Source organism: Apilactobacillus kunkeei DSM 12361 = ATCC 700308 (assembly GCF_001281265.1).
Classification (GTDB): domain Bacteria; phylum Bacillota; class Bacilli; order Lactobacillales; family Lactobacillaceae; genus Apilactobacillus; species Apilactobacillus kunkeei.
Map to the genome: position 1 here is coordinate 32,520 of NZ_JXDB01000002.1, position 17,224 is coordinate 49,743.

At 29.6% G+C, this 17,224-nt stretch carries 16 protein-coding genes; 11 read left to right on the top strand and 5 right to left on the bottom strand.

The annotated features are described in order from the left end of the window. Position 1: 1 nt before the first annotated feature. Complete coding sequence (locus RZ79_RS00535) at positions 2 to 643, bottom strand: CPBP family intramembrane glutamic endopeptidase (protein WP_054449551.1); 642 nt, start codon at positions 641 to 643, stop codon at positions 2 to 4. Positions 644 to 789: 146 nt separating this feature from the next. Here RZ79_RS00535 and RZ79_RS00540 point away from each other — a divergent pair, with 146 nt between their 5' ends. From RZ79_RS00540 to RZ79_RS00550, 3 genes are all read left to right on the top strand, one after another. Next, positions 790 to 1,068, top strand: a complete 279-nt coding sequence (locus tag RZ79_RS00540; RefSeq protein ID WP_054449552.1) for a hypothetical protein — start codon at positions 790 to 792, stop codon at positions 1,066 to 1,068. A 417-nt stretch (positions 1,069 to 1,485) separates the two neighbouring features. Further along, positions 1,486 to 4,443, top strand: a complete 2,958-nt coding sequence (locus RZ79_RS00545; RefSeq protein ID WP_054449553.1) for a mucin-binding protein — start codon at positions 1,486 to 1,488, stop codon at positions 4,441 to 4,443. A gap of 76 nt (positions 4,444 to 4,519) precedes the next feature. Continuing rightward, the gene (locus RZ79_RS00550) at positions 4,520 to 5,083 is read left to right on the top strand and encodes a TetR/AcrR family transcriptional regulator (RefSeq protein ID WP_053794998.1); all 564 of its coding nucleotides are present in this window, start codon (positions 4,520 to 4,522) and stop codon (positions 5,081 to 5,083) included. Positions 5,084 to 5,135: 52 nt separating this feature from the next. On the opposite strand, the gene RZ79_RS00555 is transcribed toward RZ79_RS00550, so the two are convergent. After that, positions 5,136 to 6,797, bottom strand: coding sequence for an alpha-keto acid decarboxylase family protein (locus RZ79_RS00555; protein ID WP_237756518.1), 1,662 nt, complete (start codon positions 6,795 to 6,797; stop codon positions 5,136 to 5,138). A gap of 169 nt (positions 6,798 to 6,966) precedes the next feature. Here RZ79_RS00555 and RZ79_RS00560 point away from each other — a divergent pair, with 169 nt between their 5' ends. The 7 genes from RZ79_RS00560 (at position 6,967) to RZ79_RS00590 (ending at position 15,326) form a co-directional block, all read left to right on the top strand. Then, positions 6,967 to 7,323, top strand: a complete 357-nt coding sequence (locus tag RZ79_RS00560; protein WP_054449554.1) for a MarR family transcriptional regulator — start codon at positions 6,967 to 6,969, stop codon at positions 7,321 to 7,323. A gap of 188 nt (positions 7,324 to 7,511) precedes the next feature. Then, positions 7,512 to 7,709, top strand: a complete 198-nt coding sequence (locus RZ79_RS00565) for a hypothetical protein (RefSeq protein ID WP_053795000.1) — start codon at positions 7,512 to 7,514, stop codon at positions 7,707 to 7,709. Positions 7,710 to 7,757: 48 nt separating this feature from the next. Next, on the top strand, positions 7,758 to 7,985 hold the full coding sequence (locus RZ79_RS00570) for a hypothetical protein (RefSeq protein ID WP_054449555.1): 228 nt from the start codon (positions 7,758 to 7,760) through the stop codon (positions 7,983 to 7,985). Positions 7,986 to 8,198: 213 nt separating this feature from the next. Beyond that, the gene (locus RZ79_RS00575; RefSeq protein ID WP_054449556.1) at positions 8,199 to 8,546 is read left to right on the top strand and encodes a hypothetical protein; all 348 of its coding nucleotides are present in this window, start codon (positions 8,199 to 8,201) and stop codon (positions 8,544 to 8,546) included. A 44-nt stretch (positions 8,547 to 8,590) separates the two neighbouring features. Further along, complete coding sequence (locus RZ79_RS00580; protein WP_054449557.1) at positions 8,591 to 10,300, top strand: DUF262 domain-containing protein; 1,710 nt, start codon at positions 8,591 to 8,593, stop codon at positions 10,298 to 10,300. Positions 10,301 to 10,374: 74 nt separating this feature from the next. Continuing rightward, positions 10,375 to 12,132, top strand: coding sequence for a DUF262 domain-containing protein (locus RZ79_RS00585; RefSeq protein WP_054449558.1), 1,758 nt, complete (start codon positions 10,375 to 10,377; stop codon positions 12,130 to 12,132). Positions 12,133 to 12,191: 59 nt separating this feature from the next. After that, positions 12,192 to 15,326, top strand: coding sequence for an SIR2 family protein (locus RZ79_RS00590; RefSeq protein WP_054449559.1), 3,135 nt, complete (start codon positions 12,192 to 12,194; stop codon positions 15,324 to 15,326). 104 nt (positions 15,327 to 15,430) lie between these two features. Here RZ79_RS00590 and RZ79_RS00595 read toward each other — a convergent pair whose 3' ends face one another. After that, positions 15,431 to 15,631, bottom strand: coding sequence for a hypothetical protein (locus tag RZ79_RS00595; RefSeq protein WP_054449560.1), 201 nt, complete (start codon positions 15,629 to 15,631; stop codon positions 15,431 to 15,433). A 130-nt stretch (positions 15,632 to 15,761) separates the two neighbouring features. Continuing rightward, complete coding sequence (locus tag RZ79_RS00600; RefSeq protein WP_054449561.1) at positions 15,762 to 16,106, bottom strand: hypothetical protein; 345 nt, start codon at positions 16,104 to 16,106, stop codon at positions 15,762 to 15,764. Positions 16,107 to 16,299: 193 nt separating this feature from the next. On the opposite strand from RZ79_RS00600, the gene RZ79_RS00605 reads away from it, so the two are divergent. Beyond that, the gene (locus RZ79_RS00605; RefSeq protein WP_054449562.1) at positions 16,300 to 16,575 is read left to right on the top strand and encodes a hypothetical protein; all 276 of its coding nucleotides are present in this window, start codon (positions 16,300 to 16,302) and stop codon (positions 16,573 to 16,575) included. Positions 16,576 to 16,598: 23 nt separating this feature from the next. Here RZ79_RS00605 and RZ79_RS00610 read toward each other — a convergent pair whose 3' ends face one another. After that, the gene (locus tag RZ79_RS00610; RefSeq protein WP_054449563.1) at positions 16,599 to 17,105 is read right to left on the bottom strand and encodes a GNAT family N-acetyltransferase; all 507 of its coding nucleotides are present in this window, start codon (positions 17,103 to 17,105) and stop codon (positions 16,599 to 16,601) included. Between the last annotated feature and the right edge of the window lie 119 nt (positions 17,106 to 17,224).

Genomic DNA, 17,224 nt, shown 5'->3' on the forward strand with positions numbered 1-17,224 from the left:
TTTAATATATCCATAGCATCAACAGTATTAAAATATCCCATGAACAGTGGAGTACAATTGGTGCTATAATCCCGTTTGATTCCTCTCTAGATTTACCTAACAAAACTCCAGCTAATATGTAATACGCTAACGAAATGATGCTAAATAATGAATGGGAGATTCCATAAATAAATGATGATAATAGGATAGCGTATTTTGTGTTAAAATTTTTCTTTAAGTAAGACTGAATTAAATCTCGGAAGAATAGTTCAACAACGATTGGTGATAATGTTAGACTGGCAATAATACACAGTAATTGTAATTTTGGATTAGTATATCCAATTAGATTTAATAGATTGGTCTGAAAATTTTCGTGTGGATTGACAGTTAGGAGGACGAATGAAACCTCTAGGAGAAGTAGTTCGATTCCGATTACTACCAACCGGAAATTAAAATGATTATTATGGAAAGCATCAATTATTTTTTTATTGAGTATTTTATGGTAGAGATAAAGAATAACCGACATTAAGATGATAAAGGTAAATAATACCTCAATAACAGCATGGAATAATGGTTCGTTTGTTGAATAAATGATTGGATATCGGACAAGTTCCATTAACGGTGAAAGGAATATCAAGATAAATATAAATGATGTTTTTTTCATCGCGTTCACTCCTTGATTACTGATCTTTACTATTCGATATATATTCAGTTATTAATTAATTATAGTTCTATAAATTTATTACGCCGAATAATTTTTTCTAAAAAAATAAACCCAAATTTGGACAATTTTCGAAGGGAGAATATACGATGAAAACGGCAAAAACAAAGTTAGAAACCGTAAAGGAATGGCTTTTCTTAATCATTGTTGTGACAGTGGTTGGTGCAGTAATTGGGATGATTTCCGACTTATTATCTAATGGATTCACTGCACATAATTGGCATGAGTTTTGGACTTACGCCATTATTTCCGCAGTTGGTGGAGTTATATTGATGTTCTTATACCTCATTTATAGTTTTATCACCGAAAGAATACACAAAAAACATCCAACATGGTTTGCACCACAAGATCCACCATCGAAAAAATAAAAGCACACAATAATGTGTGCTTTTATTTTTTGTTTAATTGTTTATTTAAAAAAACTAAAATTCATAAAAATCTAATAAACACATAAAATTATTTATGTTCATTTGTTTAAATTTATTTATAATTTTCACTCATATTCCGAAAAAATTGTGTATTTTTTTAAGTATAAAAATGTTCAAATTAAAACTTATAATTACTATAAAGTGCCTTTAAGGCAATGTTTATAGTACCAATCCAAAAACTAAATATACTTTTGTTCTAATAGTAAATTGATGGTTTAAACATCTGTTAAACCTGTTAAGTAAAACTTAAATTATAAAAACGTTTATATGTGTTAATTTTAACTACAGTAGCTTACTAAAAGTTAATAATTAAGAAGATTAAGAACACATTCTTAATTGTTTAAGGAGCGTGAAGATATGCTTTATAACAGGAATAAATTAAACAAAAATAACGATAGAAAAATTCTTAGAAAAGTAAAGAAAAATTGGATTGTTGTCTCACTTGCAACATTTGCATTTATTGGAAGTTCATATGTAGTTAGTGGAAATGTTAACGCAAAAGCAAGTGTAAATGAGGTTTCAGTTCAAAATACAAATTCAGTAGCTGATGATGCGCATAGCAGTGCTGCTAGCGATGAAAGTAGTGTCTCTAGTGCTGGATCATCGTCTTCAGTGGATGTAGATAGTAAGGCCAGTGATTCATCTTCAGCAATTCAGACTGGTATCACAAATAGTTCTTCTTCAAGTAACCAAAATGAAGCTATTTCATCATCTGCAAGTTCTTCCAGTGCTAGTGTAAGTTCTTCAGCTTCTAATGAGAGCATATCTTCCAGTTCCGCAAATTTGGATTCAAGTTTTTTAAGAGACGGTGACAATAGCAGTAGCAGTAGTTCAAGTGCCAATACTACTGTATCTTCAGGTTTCTCTGTTACTGATCCAGATTATCCTGCAAACATGTGGGTTGATAAGACACAAGGCAGATATACATTTTCAGCTGTTCAAGATGTTCAGCTTGGAGGACAAATAGTACTATCTACTGATAGAAATGGTGATGGTGTTGTTTATGCAACAAGTATTGATGCTAATGGAAATGTAGTAGATCAAGAAACTGTTCCAAAGAATTCTAGTGTTAATCTTAATGATCAACGTCAAACAACAATTAATAACTATGACTACTACGGAGTTATTGATAGCCATGGTGAGGGTAGTATCTATAAAATTATTTATGATGCGAGTGATAAAATTAGAGTTTATTTGAACGCTAAGTCTTTTATCGTTCCAAAATTAATTTCTCAAACCACATCTTATGTAGATCAGAACAATAAGAACATTGTTGATGTGGATGGGAAGGAAATTAAACCCGTTGTTCAATACGGATTGAATGGACAAAAGTATACTACCGGAGAACCTAAATTGGTTAATGGATATTATACTAAGCATTTTCAAGTTTCCCCTTCAAACGCAAGCGGTATTATGTCGCCTTTTTATTATGTGGGACAAACCGTTAAGACTTTCTTCCCCGATTCAAATGTTACTGTTCAATACACATTGCTAGATTATGATGGAGATATGTCTGGTCAAATACTAGACGGAACACAAGTTGTGGCTAGTGATTCTAAAATACCTAAGGGCGGAGTATCTCCAAACACATATTTGAAGTCAAATATTATTTATAATATGAGAAATCCTTATATTGATCAAACTAGTAATATTGTTTATCATTACTTACCATTTGGGTCTCTGTTGCCATATGATAGAGATACTGGTCAACCATTGTGGAATGGACATGATGAATATAAAAAAGTTTATGAAAATGACCCTAATGATTACTCCAAGGCTTTGAATCCATACGTTGTAAACATACCTGGTTATTACCCCGTTGATACTAATGGGAACAGACTAACTCCAGGTAAGGATAGATACCCTATTTCTGATCCTTCGAATCCTGATAAAGATACAATCATTTACTATGTAAAGGATCCAGTTAATGTATCTCACGAGGAGAAAACTGTTAATAGAAATATTAACTATGTAGATTCAAATGGAAACGTTGTAGCAACTGCTCATAATGATAATGTCACTTTTGATAGAACTATTAGTACCGATACTATTACTAATGAAACTACTCAAGGAAATTGGGAAGTTAAGAATGGAAGCAGCTCATTTCCTGTTGTTAGTTCTCCAGTAGTACCAGGATATGTTTTAAGAAACGACAGTCAAAAGACAATCCCAGCGGTTACAGTAAACCCAAGCTCAAGTGATAGTAACGAAACGGTTACTTATGACAAGGTGGGCTCACTAGTACCAGTGGATACCGCAGGTAACCCAATTGACAATGGTAGTCATAACACCAGTTATCCCAATGACCCTAACGATGCGGGTAAGGTAACTAACCCAGGAATTCCAAGTATTCCAGGCAAGACGCCGGTAGATAAAGATGGAAACCCATTAACCCCTGGTAGTAATTACCCAATTGATGGAACCAAACCAACCGAAGATACTAAGATAACTTACGTAGATAGTAATCAAAAGGTGAAGGTAAGTTACATTGACAGTACAACTGGAAAGACACTAGAAAGTGCCGACTTGAGTGGGCAACCACAAAGTACTTCTGACTATCGCACTACAGATACAATTAAGAAGTACACTGATCAAGGATACAAACTAGTCAGTGATAACTATCCAGCAAATGGGGTTAAGTTCCATAGTGATAACCAGGAACAAGACTTTACTGTAACCTTGGAACACAAAGTGGACACAGTCACACCGGATAATCCAGGAACACCGGGACAACCAATCAACCCAGATAATCCAAACGGACCAAAGTGGTCAAACGGCACAGACAAGGACAGCTTGAGTAAGACAGTTACTAGAACGATTAATTATGTAGATCAAAATGGTAATAAGGTTCACCCTTCTACTACTCAAACCGTAACCTTTACACGCTCAGCAACAGTTGATGAAGTAACTGGTCAAAGTGCTTATGGTAATTGGACTACAGAAAACCATTCCTTTAGTTCAATCACTAGCCCTCATATAAACGGATATGTATTAATTAATTCTGATGACTCAACGATTAGTGTATTAAATGTTAATGAAGATAGCAGCGATGTGATAATTAATGTTAATTATAGAAAGTTGATTAATAATCATCATAATAACCCCGGAAAACCTTCTAAAGGCAATCCGCACGTAATTCAATATTCGAAGCCAAAATTAAATAAACACTATAATAATTCTGATAATGGAGATAAAGACAAATTACCACAAACTGGTGAATCTAATGAATCCAGTGTTCAATTGATGGGATTAATTTTACTATTTATTTCCAGCGTACTATCTATTTTCGGCTTTAGAAAAAAACAAAGTAAATAATATTAAAAGCCACGTTATTAAAATTATTTTTAACTAACCGTGGCTTTTTATTTACTTGAAACATACGGAGAATGAAATGAAAATAAAGAGTAAATCAAAAGAAAAAATAATAAAAACATTTTTAAATTTAAGTGCATCAGAAGATATTGCAGAGATAGGCACTAGTAACATAATTGCTGTTAGTGGTGTCTCAAGGGGAACCTTCTATAATCATTTTAGGAATAAAAAAGACATTCTTGAATATATTGAAAAGATGATGTGTAAATCAATTGATGAAGTTTTTAGAACAGTTGATCAAAATGATGAAAATTACATCAATGAACTGATGGATGTAATTTTTCCAATAATTTACAATGATAGGGAATATAATAATGTCTTGTATTTATACTATCAATCTGAATTCTTTGACTTTATAACTGAAAGATATTCAAAATACTTTAGTGGTTTGTTCAAAAATTATAATAAAAAAATAGCGAATTGGCCCCAATATTTTACGATTCAATACTTTTTTAGAATGATGTTAAATATTATTCTACTTTGGTTATCAGAACCTTTTCCAGTGTATCCTGATGAGTTTAAATACATTTTTAAAGAACTTATGAATACCTCAATTGCTGATATTTGTGGTATAGAAATTTAAATATGGTAATAAAAAAGCACACGTAATCGTGTGCTTTTTTGTTTAATGTTTATTACTTGTTTTGGTTAGCAAAAGCAATAGCTGTCTTAGCTAGTTGTTCAGGAACGTCTTTCATTCCCATGTTTACTTGAATTAATACGAATTTATCGGTTTCTTCTTTTGCTTTTGAAATGGCGTCAATTAGTTCTTTTTCGGTTGATACTTCGATGAAGTCAAACTGATCGTCATTTGCGCCAAAAGCTTTTGGCATTAGTCCATAATTTAAGGCAGGAACATCGTTGTAGCTTTCATTCATACCATGGATAACTCTTTCAACGGTGTAACCAGTGTTATCAATAACGAACATAATTGGATTTAGCTTTTCACGGAAGGCAAGACCGAATTCTTGAATTGTTAATTGAAGAGAACCTTCTCCAGTAGATAGAACTACACGACGGTCTTTATTAGCAATTTGATTTCCTAGCGCTGCAGGGAAAGCATATCCAATTGAACCCCAAAGTGGTTGACCAAAGAATTTAGCATCTTTTGGTAATTTTTGACTTGCTAATCCAAAGAAAGAGGTTCCTTGTTCTGCAACTAATGTATTGTCACCATTAATAAAGCTGGCAATTGCTTTGTCGTAGAAACTTTGGGTGATTTTGTCTCCTGAAGGGTTAATTGATGAATCATTATTCTTTAAATCTAAGCTAGGCAATGATAAATCAAGATTAGTGTCTGCTAGACTGTGCATGATATTCTTAAATTTGTAGTCTTCGGCAACTTGTTTACCATATAGGTTTGCTCCATCGTAGTTAATTGTAATAGTATTATCTTCTGCAAATTGTTGAGTAAAACCACCTGTAACAGAATCGGTTAATTTAGCACCAATTAGAATGACATTATCCGAGTTTTCTACGTATTTATTAATACTTTCGTCTGAAATTTCACCGTTATAGGTACCGACGAAGTTTTTGAAACTTTCATCAATATTACCTTTACCAAGTCCTAAATCTAAAACAGGAATATTGTTTTTGTCTGAGAATGATTTGATATCGTCAAATACATTAAAACGATCTACTTCGTGACCCATAATAATTACAGGGCTTTGGCTATGGTTAATAGCTTCCTTGATTTGGTTGAATGAATTTACTGAGTTATGTTTTGCTTCTACAAATAAATCTGCAATATTATCTTTTAAAGATGGATTAACTTCCATTTCTACTAGATTAGTTGGTAAAATAAGGTAAGCAGGTTTCTTGCTTTCATAGATATATTGAGCAATTTCATTAATTTGGTTTATGGCATTATCTTTGTTCAATCTAGCAGATTTGATTCCAAGTTGACGATGAGCTTTTTCGAATCTACTGAAGTCATGGTCACCAAAAGTGTGATGTACTAATGAACCATTGTTTTGGACCTCGTTGGTAGGAGCACCAACAATTTCCAATACTGGGACGTGTTCAGCAATGCTTCCTGAAAGACCGTTAATTGCACTTAGTTCACCAACACCAAATGTGGTAACAAATGTAGCGAAGCCTTTTTCTCTCGCATATCCATCAGCCATGTATGATGCGTTTAACTCATTGGCATTACCTTTCCATGTTAAATCATCACGGTGAGTAATGTGATCTAGGAATTGAAGATTGTAGTCTCCAGGAACTCCAAAGATATCATTAGCCCCCATATGCTTAATGACATCTAATAAATAATCTGATAATTTATAATTGTTTGACAATATAAATACTTCCTTTCAAATTATGTCAATCACGTTGACATATTAATTGAAAATATTATAATTCCACAAAAATAAAATGTCAACATAATTGACATAAAAAGAGGGTAATTTTATTAACGCTAAGGAAAAACTTTCAACCATATTCTTTGCATACCAACGTTTTTCAACGATGATTGATTTAAAAAAATATAATTTAAACCAAACACAGCATCGGATAATTTATTCAATTTCTGAATTAGACATTCCTAGTATGGGTAATATTCAGAAGCTGCTCAACATATCAAGACAGGCTTTGAACGTCAATGTAAGAGATTTAATGAGTCGTAATCTGATAGAAGAGATCAGTTCTGATAAGGATAAGAGAATTAAGACACTCCATTTAACTAAAGACGGTAATGATTTAAATGATCAAATAAATGCAGAACAGACTGAAAAAATAGAATCAATATTTGAAAATGTAGATAATGATTGGGAACAAGCGATGAAAGAATTAGCTGATGAATATGTAAAAGGATTTAAAGGCTAATAAATACAATTTTTGATTATTTCGTTTTCCATATTGGACATGTAGATGCAAATGAACATATCAAAGAACAAAATAACAGTAAACTAAAGAAGAGGACTAAATTTTATATTTAGTCCTCTTCTATATGGTTTTAAAAAAATAGATAAGTTGTATAATTATATTGTATTATGATAAAGAAGATGATATAGATGAAGTATGGGGTTAGAAAACCTAGTTGGAAAAAATCATTCTCAGCACGTACAAGAGGTCGTGCGGTTCGTTCATTGAAAAGAGCAGTGAATCCCTATTATGGTAAAAAAGGAATGGGATGGATTAATAATCCACATAAAGCTTTATATAACAAGGTCTACCACAAGACATCGTTTAAATTGTTTAAGTGGTATTAAACAAGCCGAAAATAAATTTCGGTATACATATTGAATGGAGTAGATTAAATGAAAAATGAATCAAATTATCATAAGTTTTTCTCAACGTTAAGAGAAACTATAATTATGATATCCTTCTTAGTTTCAATAAGTCTGTTTGCTCTTTGTGCTTCTGACGGCCAACTATCTATTGAAAAATTGGTGATTGCTTGTATTGTATTGATACTGACATTAACTTTAATAGCCATACATTACTCTATTGAAGGCAAAGACATATCTTCATTTTTCGATGATTAGTTTTTCTTAAGGTTAAATTATTGATTAATGTCTGTATTGAAACTACCATATAGTTGCGTCGTTAGTACATTTTAAATCCTAACACGCTTTTACAATCATTTAATTCTTTATATTGCCTTTCTTTATCGAGTATTCCCATCTCGTTTAAGAAAGGCTTTTTTCTTTTATAAATCGATCTATAATTAATTAAATTATATTTATGGAGGCTTTTTGATGAAAGATATTACTGAAATTGCATGTGAATCATATAAAGAAGATTTAAGAAGTTATGATAATTGTGACTATGTTATTACTTATCCAAAATATGACTGGAAGATGTCCTATATTGCTTATGATGCAATGTTAAATAAATTGACAGGTTATCATGATTTGAACCAACCGGATACGGATTATGAAACATTTGGTACGAAAAATAATAGTGAAATTATTTCGTTGATTAATGAATTTAAGAAGGACTTCAGTATATATTTAATTAATAATGATTCATATGATGGAGACATCTTTCATATAAGTGGATTGGAAAGGATTTATTATGTAATAATAAATCTAAGTTTATGTTAAAATTAAAATATTATTTTGATTTTCTTATAGTTGGGGGAATAAATATGGATACAACAAATATAGGCGTTGAAATGACTAATGTCGAAGCTTTAATCAGTGATAATTGCTATAAAGTGCCATCATATCAAAGACATTACTCATGGAACAAAGAATCACTAAAAGATTTTTGGGATGATTTAGTTGATGTTATGGAAGGATATCAAGATTCACATTTCATTGGACAAGTAGTTACATACGTTAATAATGGAGTTCAGGAAGTCATTGATGGTCAACAAAGATTAACAACAATATCAATATTGTTAGCAGTTGTGCTGAATAAAATAGAAGACATTTTTGATGATGTTGATGGAAAACCAAAAAACAAGCTCCTTACGACACGTGCAAATATTGAGGAGTTGTTAAGATGGGATGAAACTAATCCGTCATTGACTTTACAAGAATATGAAACTGGTGATAATTCTATTGATGATTATTTTAGGGGCATATTTGAGGGTAGAACAGATTTGAACCCTAATAATAAAGATATAGAGCCAGTAAAAAATATTAAAACTGCTTTTAACAGTTTTAGTTCTCTTATTGAAGACTACTACAAAGGAAAAAAGATCGTATTTCCTACAGATAAAGCTGACGTTATAGTAAACATTTTCAAATCATTAAAAAGCAGATTTATTTTATCAAAAGTATTTACAAGAAAAAAAGAAGACGCATATATAATTTATCAATCATTGAACAGTAAAGGAACACCATTAAAAGCATCTGAACTTATAAAATCACATGTTATGTTACAAGTAGCCAATAGCGATGATAATGAAAAGAAAATGGTTCAAAAAAATTGGGACAAGATTTCCACAGCATTTGGAAATGACAGCGATAAAATTACAACATTTATCAGAGTATATTGGTCAGCTGTAAAACGAGTAGTAACAGTAAATCAACTTTTTAGATCAATATCTGAGGGAATTAATGATAAAAATAAAACCTTATTATTTTTGGAAGATCTTAGTGAGGTAGTGGATTATTATGTAGCGATGGAAAATTCTCTATCTAATAAAAAAGATAAAGAACTATTTAATGATGACACAATAGAATCTATGCTATTTATTTTGAAAAAATTAGGGGTGTCACTACATTATCCTATTTTATTCTCAATGATTTTAAGGGGTACTGACAGAGATACTCAAAGAGTTGTTATATATAAAATACTTTCAGTTTTTATACGTCATCGTACTATTTGTGGTAAAGGAACTAATACGCTTGAAAAAGGATATGCAAAGATAGCTCAAAATATTTGGAATCAAAAAATATCTACTGGCGTTGAAATAACAACAGAACTTGATGATGAATTATTGAAGAGTGATGTTGAGGTAAAAAATGCATTCCAAGGGTTATCAAAAGAGACAAAGAAAAAGGGTGAAAAACGATGGACATTAATTTATCTAATGTATCGATTATATAAGGAATATGGAGACTTCGAAAACATCGAATTAAGCCAAGTAGGATTGGATAACTTATCAGTTATTCATATTAATAAGGATATATCTTCTGACTATGTTGACTATATTGGTAATTATGCTTTAGTAGAGAATAAGCTAAAGGATATGTATGGAGAAAATGATATTTATAAATCATTAAGTGAGTCCAGATATTCTGTAAATAATACAATATCAAAAAAATTAAAAAATAAAGAATGGGACACTCAAGACATAATAGAAAGACAGAATGATATGTCAAACAAGGTTTTAGGAATATGGTAAACAAGGGGCTTGATAGCCCTTTTTTTTATTGTGTTATAATTATATAAAACATTTTTATAGAATGGAGTGTTATTGTGTCTACCACGTCTAAATATAAGTTTGATGATTGTTCATATAAATCAGACCTGGAAAATTTGAAAATACCAAAATTTCAAAGGGGCCTAGTTTGGAGTAAAGATAAAAAAGAATCTTTGTTACAAACGATACATGATGGCTTTCCATTTGGTGCATTATTAGTTTATGACACAAGTTCTAACGGAAAAGAAAGTATGTTATTACTTGATGGACAGCAAAGATTGTCAACAATAATTGAGTACGATGAAAATAAATTTACATATTGGTCTAAACTAAACCCGGATAAGTATCAAAAACTAAAAGGAAATATTAATTCAATTATTGGTGATGAGAATTACTATGTCGATGATAAAAAATTGAATGAAATTTCAAATGAAGGATTTGATCTTGGAAGTTGGACCGATGAATTAGATGATTTACGATTAGGTAGAGATAATAAAGAGAAATTACGTAAATTGGTTATTTCAGCTAGAAACGATGTTAGAAACTATATAGATCTTGATAGCCTTAGAATTCCTTTAATTAAATATACAGGCCCAAGAGAATATTTACCAATGGTATTTGAAAACCTTAATAAAGGAGGAGTTCCTCTATCTAAGTATGAAGTATTTAATGCTTCATGGAATGATGAGTATTTAAAATTACCAGACAATGACTATACTAGAGAAATAATAAGTAATGTAAAAAAATATTATTTGAATATGCAAGATAATGGTGAATTTGATGTTTCTGATTTTTCGGAAGATGATATAACAAATTCTAAGGAAATAAATCTTGCAGAGTTTGCTAGAGCCTTTGGCGAGTTTACAGTTGAAAGAATTCCATCACTTATTAGCAAAAGGGATAAAGAAAAGGCATATAATGAATTCGGTTATGGCCTTCTGGCTGTTATATGTGGTGTCTCAAACCTAAAGATAATGGACATAAAAGATCATATAAGCTGGATAAGAGATAACGTGACGGAAATACTAGAAAAAACTAGTGTAATTTCAAATAAGTTAAACAGTTCTTTTGATAAATTGTTAAAACAAATCATTTCATATGATGTCTCTCAGAATGCAAAAAAAGGTGATTATTCAAATGGATTATCAGGTTCTTTTAAGATACTATCTTATTATGCGAACCTATGGAATGCTGATGACAAATCTACAAAGGAAATATTAAAAAATATTCCTGCTTACTATATTTATGATTCATTTAACTATTCATGGACGGGACACGGAGATTCGAGATTAAATGATTATTATTCTAAAAATAGTAGAAGAACATATGAAACTAAGTTAAACAAGAGTGACTTTATTTCTGTTTTTGAAAATTGGGTAAAGGATAATCCAGGTAATAGAAAAACTTTTTCTAAGGAAATAAAAGCTTTAATAACAATTCATTCAAATTTAACTTATATGGCAGGCTCTATTCCAAGTGGTGAAGATTACGAATTTGAACATATTGTACCTAAAAAATGGATAGTCGATAAGAATACATCTCAACAGCCCACTAATCTTAGTTCTATTGGGAATGGCATGTTTTTACCAAAGGATACGAATAACAGAAAGAAAGATAAAACCCTTTATGAATTTAAAGGATACGATGATAAAAAATATGCAGCATTTATTTCTGATTCAAGCTATCCAAGCAATGAAACTTTAGAAAAGGCCAAAGAATATGCTCGTTATAGAGACTATGATAATATCAATAAAATAATTAATGGAAGAACAAGAGAAGTTATACAATCTATATCCGATCATTTGTTTAAATAAGAAGGCCCTTTTAGGCCTTCTTATTTACTTTTGGAGCAATTTAAAGGTGGTTTTATTCTATGGATGAAAATATTTTAAATAAGTTTAATAGCTATGAAGATTGTAAAGATGCAATAAAATTAATTAGTGATGCTATGGATAATGGAAAATTAGTTTTTTTTATTGGTGCTGGAGTGTCGATATCACAGGGATATAATAATTGGAATGATTATATAGAATCATTGCTAGAATATTGGGAAGGACAAATAATTAGTTACTTTCATTCAAAAGAATGTAGAGAATATGTTAACGCAATTAAAAATATTAATAAATCAAACTTTAGTAATAAAAGAAAAGTTGATTTATTGTATGAAGTGCTAGAGGATTGTATGCCTGAGGAGTTTGAAGAGAGAAAAACCGAATATGAAAAGGGTTATTTTATGGACTCAACTCCTGGAGAAACAGATAATAAAATACTTTATAATTTATCCTCTTTAGATGCGGCATATATTACAACAAATTATGATAATCAAATTGAAAAACATTTGGACAAAATGAAGAAAAAAAGTGTATTGGTAACTGATATGACGGATTTAAGTGAAAAAATCCAAAATAATATATTTATTAATACAGTTATTCATCTTCATGGTATTCCGAATGGAAATAAAGATGATTTCATTAGTTCAGGTGAATCATATAAAAAACACTACTATGAAGACAATGACAAATTAAAGAAAATTAGACAATGGTTATCCGACAAAGGAGTTACTTTAGTTTTTATTGGTTCGAGTATGGAGGAAGACGAAGTACTATCATTAATACCTAAAGAATCAAAAAATATTGCTATATTAAAAACAGATGATGGTTGTGGTCCTGATGGAGATTATTTAAGAAAAGTTAAAAGTAAATTTTTTAGAGATAAAAATAATACGAAGGTATTGTGGTATGGTAAAAAGCATTCAGATTTGTTGTATTTTGTTGAAACATTAAAAAATAAGGTTATGGAATTTGGCTCGAGAAACGATATAGAAAAGTTTATGAACCCCACTATTTCATCAGAGGATTTAATATCATTCATTAATAGTAGCGAAATAAAAGATATTGACAATGCATTGAGAGATATTCCTGATCAAAATAAACGAAAAATAGTAAACAACATTAAAGAATTAAAAATTTTTACTAATAAAGATATGAACGCTTCAGAAATATTGTTTGATATTTTTACTAATAAAATAAAGTTAATAAATATGAATGAAATTAATAAAATAGTTAGATATATATCTGGTAATAATAATTCTTATTTATGTAAACGCGTAAATGATTTCTTTGATATGTGTAACATTGAATATTCAGAATTAGATAGAATATATAAAAAATTATCTTCCAGAATTGATATAGAATATACTAGCTTTAAAAATAATAAGAATGTAATGGGATGGAAAATAGTTAATGATATAAAGAATAATAGACGTGATCTTTACGAAGATATCAGTTTATATAATTTATCTTTTAATGCAGAAATAAATTTGTATGATTTGATTAATAGTAAAGATTTTAAAAATAGATATGGTATTTTAAATGGTAAACAAATTATAAATAATAATTATGGATTGAAAACACTGTATAAATCTATTAAAAATGATTCATTGCAGATTAATAATAAAGAATGGCAAAACGAGATACAAGAATCGTTTTTTGGAAACTCTATATTTATTAAGTTACTTATGATTGTTTATAAAGAAAAAGGGCTAGATCAAAATGTTATAAATAAGATATTAAAAAATTGCGATTTTAATAACAGATTTTTAGGTGATGACTTTCAACAATTCATTCTCGATAATAGTTCACAAATTGAATCATTGGAAATAAATGTAAATAATTTAGGTTATAAGGACGCTATAACTTCATTAGAAAGATATAGCGTGTTAAGTAAGTCTATCATTAGTGATAATGATTTAAAGAATCAAACAACAGAGGATTTAATTATTAAAATTACATCTTCGGATTATGAAGATTTACGGTATATGGACTCCGAAACTTCATATTTTTTAAATGTTGACGGGACTATAGATTTTCTTAAGCAACATTTAATAGATAATAAATGTAAATATACTCAAAAAATATTGGATTTAATGTTTTATGATAATAAATCAAATGAGATGTTTGAAAAATATAAAGTCTTGTATGAATGGTTTTTGAAAAATTTTAAAGGTTCATATGATGAGGATAAAGCTTTTCAGTTCATTTGCAATAATTATAAAGACATAAGATCATTTGGACCGTGGGATTCAAGCATATTTGAAGAAATGATCAAGTTCGGAAAGACTTTTACTATTGATAAGTATTTGGAAATTGATACAAATTATTTAGAGGGTCCAAACAATGATTTTAATATTATTGATTTTATGAATTCAGATATAGGTGCATATTTAATTTTATTTTACGATATACTGCAAAAAAATAATTCCTATTCGGATCTTATAAAATCTAAAATAGAATCTTTAAACAATGAAAAAATTAAAGAATTTATGATGGGAAGACATTATAATTTGTTTAATAATCATAAATTTGATAGATTGTATTACTTAATTGGATTTTCATCAAAATATTTAATTGGCAGAGATTATACAAAGATGTTCAAGAATTCAGCCAAAAAAATATTAGAGAAATCAAATGATTTTTATTTAGATGCTTCTGTAATGAGAAATGTCCATCTAATTTCATTAAGTGAATTGAATCCGGATTGTTTGAAAATAAAGGAACACAAAAATATATTTGGAATTATGGATATTATCATTCAGAATAAATACAAATTTAACTATGAAAATAAATGGATAAAATATCTTTATCAATATGATCCTGATAAATTAATTAATATAATATTATTTCAATCTACAAAAAATAAAAATACTGATAAGATAATTCAAATTACTGATTATATAACTGAATTTCTATTAAACGACAATATAAAAGAAATTAGGCCTAAATTTTATAATAATATTTTTGACCTACATGATGATATGTCAAAGAGAATTAGTAAATTATTATATAAATGTTCTAATAAAGAAAATATTAATTATTACGATATTCGAATGATAGAATATATACTTCCAAACATCTCATATGATCATCAAATAGAATTGATTGATAAACTATCTCCACATATCAGTACAGTTCAGCTAAACAATTTAAAGTCTAAATATAAGCACTTATAAAAAGGAGACACTCAACTGAGTGCCTCCTTCTTAATTATTAATATTATAATCTATAATAACAAAACAGTAGACAATAAACAGGGGATATCTTTACTATCACAATATTATAGTGAGTTATCCTTTTTGCTATGAGTTTGGTATTGATGATTGTTGTAATCATACAATGCTTTTTCAAAATCATGGAATGTGTGAACATCGGTAGGGTCTTCTTTGCGACCTTTCTTCAATAACGTTCTTAGGTAATCAATCATACCTGGTGTTGTCTTTACTTGCTTAATTCCTTCTATAATTTCTGATTCAGTCATATTAATCGCCTCTATGAATTTAATTTATATCTGAATCCAACTATATAGTAGCACCATAGATGTGAAGTGTTCAGTAATTAGTTTGGTAAATTTTACAATAAAAAAGCTCTCCATTCAGGAGAGCTTTTTCTTATTTAGTAATTTCGACTTTGGTTAGCTTAACTTTAAATCCAGCATTTGATAGGTGACCAGTTAGCTTAATATTAGCATCACCATATTTGGCGCTGTATTGGTAAGTATCACCTTTGCCAGTATCACTATTAGAATTGTAGATACGATCATTGTTGTGTTCAGTTAAGTATACATAAGTAGCATCGTTAGCAGCCACATTCTTTAATTCTTGTTGATTACTAATGGCAGAAGTAGCTTGTTTACTTAGTGAGCTTTGAATATAGAAGTCTTTTCCAACTGGATATACGACAAAAATAAGTAAAGCTAAGAATACTAAAATAATGATATTTCTAATTGTTTTCATAATTTTACCTCTCTCTTTTTAGTAACAAAACTATACCACTTTATTGGATTAAAGAAAATGAAAAAATACTGTAATGTATTTGTATTAAGTAGTCAAAACGTTGTCATAGCTTGATTTTTATCTCTGTTTTTAATATATCTTTAAGATTAGCTGTGCTATTATGATTGTAGTACATATAAAGGCAGGGAACATTATGCAAATGAAGATGAAAAGATGGTTTTTTCTCGGTGTCGGATTATATGTGATCTTAACCATCATTGAAGGATTTCTAGAAGGATTTTACTATCAATCACCATCTACATGGCGTACTTTAATGGGAGTAAGAATTGTTAAGAACTTTAACCCAGGGGAATTCAACTTCAGTTTATTGATTACATGGAAGACACTGCTATACTTTTTAGTTAGTATGCTAATCTGGATGGTTATTTATGGATTAATAGACTATATCATAAGAAAAAAGAACGACTAAAATTAGTCGTTCTTTTTTGATTGTTATAAATCAGTTTTCTTTTTTATATAGATAGAATATGGTTCATGAAGTTCTGAAAGCTTAAATCCGGCTCTTTTTGCGACTTTCTGACTCTTAGTATTGTCTCTATCAGCTATTATTTTTAGTTTTTCAATATCGAAGAAATTAAATGCATAACTATTCATTACTTGTAGGCAATTATACATTATCCCACGACCTTGATACTTGCTGAATAGCCAGTAACCGACTTCACATGTTCTATCAGAATCATCAAAGTTGTGTAAATCAATGATCCCAATAGGTTTGTGACCATCTAAAATAGCTAATATGAATAAACAATTTTGTTGTGCTCTTTTAATAAAATCTATTTCATCGTCAATGAATCTTAAATGATTAGCCCAGGGGCACCATCTTCCTAATTCATTTCTATCATATCTGATAATATCATATAACCTGGCAGCCATTTTATCTTCTACCAATGTTAAACCATATTTGTGTTCATCTAATGTAAATTCTGAAATGTTGTGCATACTTATCACTCCTATGATTTTTTTCAAGTATAGTTCATAAGCACAATAAGTTCTCAAAGGTTTTTATTAACAAACCTTGTATTGTTTGAACAATGCGTATAAAGGTTGTTATGCATCAA

What these genes read in the sequence shown, in the direction of transcription:
- RZ79_RS00540 (WP_054449552.1), top strand. Translation starts at nt 790, where the DNA reads ATGAAAACGGCAAAAACAAAGTTAGAAACCGTAAAGGAATGGCTTTTC.
- RZ79_RS00580 (WP_054449557.1), top strand. Translation starts at nt 8,591, where the DNA reads ATGGATACAACAAATATAGGCGTTGAAATGACTAATGTCGAAGCTTTA.
- RZ79_RS00575 (WP_054449556.1), top strand. Translation starts at nt 8,199, where the DNA reads ATGAAAGATATTACTGAAATTGCATGTGAATCATATAAAGAAGATTTA.
- RZ79_RS00550 (WP_053794998.1), top strand. Translation starts at nt 4,520, where the DNA reads ATGAAAATAAAGAGTAAATCAAAAGAAAAAATAATAAAAACATTTTTA.
- RZ79_RS00595 (WP_054449560.1), bottom strand. Translation starts at nt 15,631, where the DNA reads ATGACTGAATCAGAAATTATAGAAGGAATTAAGCAAGTAAAGACAACA.
- RZ79_RS00605 (WP_054449562.1), top strand. Translation starts at nt 16,300, where the DNA reads ATGCAAATGAAGATGAAAAGATGGTTTTTTCTCGGTGTCGGATTATAT.
- RZ79_RS00545 (WP_054449553.1), top strand. Translation starts at nt 1,486, where the DNA reads ATGCTTTATAACAGGAATAAATTAAACAAAAATAACGATAGAAAAATT.
- RZ79_RS00535 (WP_054449551.1), bottom strand. Translation starts at nt 643, where the DNA reads ATGAAAAAAACATCATTTATATTTATCTTGATATTCCTTTCACCGTTA.
- RZ79_RS00570 (WP_054449555.1), top strand. Translation starts at nt 7,758, where the DNA reads ATGAAAAATGAATCAAATTATCATAAGTTTTTCTCAACGTTAAGAGAA.
- RZ79_RS00600 (WP_054449561.1), bottom strand. Translation starts at nt 16,106, where the DNA reads ATGAAAACAATTAGAAATATCATTATTTTAGTATTCTTAGCTTTACTT.
- RZ79_RS00565 (WP_053795000.1), top strand. Translation starts at nt 7,512, where the DNA reads ATGAAGTATGGGGTTAGAAAACCTAGTTGGAAAAAATCATTCTCAGCA.
- RZ79_RS00590 (WP_054449559.1), top strand. Translation starts at nt 12,192, where the DNA reads ATGGATGAAAATATTTTAAATAAGTTTAATAGCTATGAAGATTGTAAA.
- RZ79_RS00560 (WP_054449554.1), top strand. Translation starts at nt 6,967, where the DNA reads ATGATTGATTTAAAAAAATATAATTTAAACCAAACACAGCATCGGATA.
- RZ79_RS00610 (WP_054449563.1), bottom strand. Translation starts at nt 17,105, where the DNA reads ATGCACAACATTTCAGAATTTACATTAGATGAACACAAATATGGTTTA.